Origin of the sequence: Nonomuraea rhizosphaerae (assembly GCF_019396405.1) — a bacterium.
GTDB lineage: Bacteria > Actinomycetota > Actinomycetes > Streptosporangiales > Streptosporangiaceae > Nonomuraea > Nonomuraea rhizosphaerae.
The window spans coordinates 1-4,258 of sequence record NZ_JAHKRL010000013.1 but is presented as its reverse complement, the minus strand read 5'-3'; the positions used below and the strand labels follow the sequence as shown (position 1 = coordinate 4,258).

Genomic DNA, 4,258 nt, shown 5'->3' with positions numbered 1-4,258 from the left:
TGTCCCCTCCCGACCCCGCGTGCCCCCTGCCCGCCCGCGGTTCGAGCCGCCCGCCCGCCTCGATGGCGGCGGGCAGCTCGGCGGCCGTCCGCAGGACCATCCCCGTGCGGTCGTGGACGACGATCTCCGGCACCGACCCGCGATCGAGCGCCACGACCGGCGTGCCGCAGGCCATCGCCTCGATCAGGACCATGCCGAACGGCTCCTCCCACTGGATCGGGAAGAGCAGGCAGCGGGCGCCCGCGAGCAGCTCACGCTTGCGGGCGGCGTCCACCTCGCCGACGTAGACGGCGTCGGGGCCGAGCCGGGGCCGGACGTGCCGCTCGAAGCAGACGTGCTCGCTGGGCTCGACGAGCTTGCCGGCCAGGATGATGCGCCGGCCGGCCGCGCGGGCGGCGTCGATCGCCAGCTGCGGCCCCTTGCGGTCGTCGAACCTGCCCAGCCACAGCACCCACTCCTCCTTGACGCCGCGGAAGGGGTAGGTGTGGACGTCGATCGCGTTGTGGACGGTGGCGACCCAGTTGAGGTCCGGCGCGTTGCGGCGCTGGGCCGTGGAGATGGCCACCATCGAGATGTCGCCGCCCAGCTCCCGGTAGCAGTCGCCCAGCTCCCCGTACGGCGCCCCGTGGCAGGTCACGACCGTCGGCGCGGAGCGGGCCGCGGCGGTCAGCGGGCCGGCCAGCGAGTGGTCGTGCACGATGTCGGCCCGCACGTCGGCGAGCAGGCGCTGGGCGCGGGCGGCGTGCAGCATCTCCGGCAGGGGCTCGCCGATCCGCTCCGACGGCGGCTCCGGGTAGGTGCACAGGAACTTGGCCGGCGCCGTCGTCTGACCGGCGCCGATCAGGGTCAGCTCGTGGCCGCGCTCGGCCAGGCCGGTGATCAGGCCGGCCAGCATCTCCTCGACGCCGCCGTACGCGCGGGGCGGCACGTCCAGCCAGGGCGGGGCGACCATCACGATGTGCAGGGTGTCGTCGTGCCGCCGCGCCGGCGGCCGGTATCCGGAGGTCATTGCGCCGCCAGCCCGTAGTCGCGGCTGGCCATGTCGGAGCGGCTGCCGCCGCCCACCGGCGGGCGCGGCTCGGTGAGCAGCTCGATGCCCGGCGGCAAGCCCGACACCACGGGCGGCCGTCCATCGTACGCCTCGATCGTGATGCGGGAGCCGCCCACCTGGAGGTCCTCGATCGTCACCCTGCCGAACCCGACCGGCAGCTCCGGGACCACCCAGAGCTTGCCGTACTGGATCCAGGGGTCGAGCCGGAGCAGCACGCGCAGCAGGTGGATGGGCGCCGCCGCCGCCCACGCCTGCGGCGAGCAGGAGGTCGGGTACGGGATCGGCAGCGCGAACTCGTCCCTGCCGTACCCGCAGAACAGCTCCGGCAGCCGCCCGCCGAACGCCTGCGCGGCGTCCATCAGGCCGGCGGCGACCCGCCGGCACTCCTCGGCGTAGCCGTACCGCATCAGCCCGGCCGCGACGATCGCGTTGTCGTGCGGCCACACGGACCCGTTGTGGTAGCTCATCGGGTTGTAGGCGCCCATGGACGAGGCCAGCGTGCGCACCCCGTACCCGGTGAACATCTCGGGCGAGAGCAGGTGGGCGGCGACCTGGTCGGCCCTGTCCTCGGTCACGATGCCGCTCCAGAGGCAGTGGCCCATGTTGGAGCCGAGGCTGTCGATGGGCCGCCCCTGGCCGTCCAGCCCCAGCGCGTAGTAGCCCCGGTCCGGGAGCCAGAAGCGCTCGTTGAAGACGTCCCGGACGGCCGCGGCCCGCTCCACGCAGCGTCGCTTGGTGACCTCGTCGCCCTGCTCGCGGGCCAGGTGGGCGCGGGCGAGGTAGGCGGCGTACACGTAGCCCTGGGCCTCGGCCAGCGCGATGGGCGGGCGGGCGATGGTGCCGTCGCTGAAGGTGTTGCCGTCGAAGGAGTCTTTCCACCCCTGGTTGAGCAGCCCGCGGTCGGTCTTGCGCCGGTACCACAGCAGCCCGTCGGCCATGCCGTGGTCCTCGATCCAGCCGAGCGCGGCGTCGGCGTGCGGCAGCAGCTCGCCGACCGCGCCGATGTGCAGGCCCCACCTGCTCAGCTCGCCGAGCAGCATGACGAACAGCGGGGTCGCGTCGACCGAGCCGTAGTACGCCTGGCTCGCGTACGGGGAGCCGCCGTCCTGCGAGCCGAAGCGCAGCTCGTGCAGGATCTTGCCCGGCTCCTCCTCGGAGAGCGGATCGACCTTGGTCCCCTGCAGCCGGGCGAGCCTGCGCAGCGTGCCGAGGGCCAGCGACTGGTCCAGCGGCAGCGCCATCCAGGAGGTCAGCAACGAGTCGCGGCCGAACAACGTCATGTACCAAGGAGCGCCCGCGGCCACGGCCGGCGGATCGTCCGGATGATCGGGGTCGAACAGCCGCAGGCTGCCCAGATCCTCGCGCGAGCGGTTCATGACCTGGAGGAGTCCGGTGTTGCTGCTGGTCAGGCGCGGGCCGTTGCGCGTCCACTCGGCCAGCCGGCGGGCCGGCTCGGCGTGCTCGGTCGAGTGCGCGGCCGGGAACCAGGCCGACAGCTCCGTCCCCTGGACGATCGGGTTCACCTCGAGCGTCGTCCGCCACTCGCCGCGCGCCGGGACCACCACCTGGAAGGTGAGCAGCCCGGGCGCGGGCACCATCGGCGTCCCGGCCGGCTCCACCACGATCCTGGCGCCGCGCTCCCGCAGGGCCGAGAACACCTCCAGCCCCGTGTCCCGCGGCGTCATCTCCACGTCGGCCACCGGCCTGATCCGGTCGGCCTTGACCTCGAACAGGTCGGCCACGTCGGAGTCCACGTGCAGGGTGATCACGCACCCCGCCGCCTCCTGCGACAGGTTGCGCACCACCAGGTCCTCCCGCAGCCCCCCGCCGACGTAACGGTCACGCACCACGAGCAGCGTGCTCTCCGGCTGCCCCGGCCGCGGCGGCGTCTTGCCCACGAACGTGGCGTGGTAGGGCTCGGCCGGCAGCACGTGCAACGGCTCCACCGGATGGTCGTCCACCCGCAGCGACCACCGCGACAGCAGTCGCGTGTCGGAGTGGTAGACGCCCTGCGCCCCTCCGGGCACGATGTCGCCGCAGCGCTGGCTCAGGCAGAACGAGCTGCCCTCCACCAGTGTGATCGTGTCCCTCAGCGCGTCCGGCTGCCCCTCGAAAGTCCACGCGTTCATGGACGTGCCCCCCTAGCTGCCCCCCGTCCGCTTCCTGCCCATTCGCCCGTTCCGTACGCCTGGCGACCATCTCTTTGGGCGCACCATGCCGAGCCTTGCCCGGCGACCGCTTTTTCCCGGCGGAACTTTATTCCGATGACAATTCCCCACGACAGAATATGCCGCCGCATGAATGCGGCTTTCGTGATCGCGTCTCGCGCTAAAACGTTTTCCTGTGCCACACTGCCCGCGTGGAAGACGGGAGAGCCGAGAGCGGCCCTGGAGTAAGCACACCTCCATCCGCCGAAACCTGCGAAACCTCCGAAGCCGACTTAGGCCACGTGAAGGTCATATTCACCGCGAGCCGCCGTGTGCGCCCCGAACTCGACCTCCGCGACAGAGAGGCCGTATTCGCCAGGATTTGCCGCGTCGCCCGCGACTTCGACCTGGACGGCATGAAGGCCGCGCTGAGCGCCAGCCGGAGCGTCCGGCGTCCCCGCCCCGCTCAACCCACCCGCCAGGAGCTCTCCCTGGCCCTGCGGGACGTCTCCTCCCTCCGCCAGGACTTCTCCCTGGAGGAAAGAAGGGCCATATTCCGGGCGAGCCGCTGCCTGACCCGCGACTTCCCTCCCGACACCATGAAGACGGCCAATCTCGGCGAAACCACCATCTCGGGCATGATTCGCGACGCATCTTCCGAGATAACCACCGAACAGGTCAAAAAGATTGCTCAGGCCGTCGTCGCCCATCTTGAAGCCGCCACCCTGCCCGCGCGTCTCCGTCAGCGTCGCCGCGAGTGGAAGCTCGTCATTGTCAGCCTCATTCTCGGCAGCCTGCTGTCCGTTCCGATCGGCATTCTGGTCAACAGCATCAGCTGATTTCGGTAACGGCCGCAGATGAAACCCCATTGACATTTCCCGACACCGAACATTGACAGCCTGCGACAGTCCGGCCGGGCGCGAATCCACCTGCCGCCCGTTCCCGGTGAAGCGCCGGCTCCCGCGCTCCCGGAACCGGGTCGTCCGAACTCGCCGGCCGCCGCGAGTCCGAATCGGGAAGTCGCGCGGCATACTGGGGTGTTGGCCGGTCACCGGCCGAC

Annotated in this window: 3 protein-coding genes; 1 reads left to right on the top strand and 2 read right to left on the bottom strand. The window is 71.3% G+C overall.

Going from position 1 to position 4,258, the window contains the following annotated elements:
- Together KME77_RS00755 and KME77_RS00750 are read right to left on the bottom strand one after the other, a co-directional pair.
- A partial coding sequence (locus tag KME77_RS00755; RefSeq protein ID WP_219460243.1) for a glycosyltransferase occupies positions 1-1,009 on the bottom strand: 1,009 nt, incomplete at its 3' end.
- Entirely contained in the window at positions 1,006-3,180 is a 2,175-nt protein-coding gene (locus tag KME77_RS00750) for an amylo-alpha-1,6-glucosidase (RefSeq protein ID WP_219460241.1), read from the bottom strand. The genes KME77_RS00750 and KME77_RS00755, both read right to left, overlap by 4 nt.
- Positions 3,181-3,500: 320 nt before the next feature.
- Here KME77_RS00750 and KME77_RS00745 point away from each other — a divergent pair, with 320 nt between their 5' ends.
- On the top strand, positions 3,501-4,037 hold the full coding sequence (locus KME77_RS00745; protein ID WP_219460238.1) for a hypothetical protein: 537 nt from the start codon (positions 3,501-3,503) through the stop codon (positions 4,035-4,037).
- Positions 4,038-4,258: the final 221 nt, after the last annotated feature.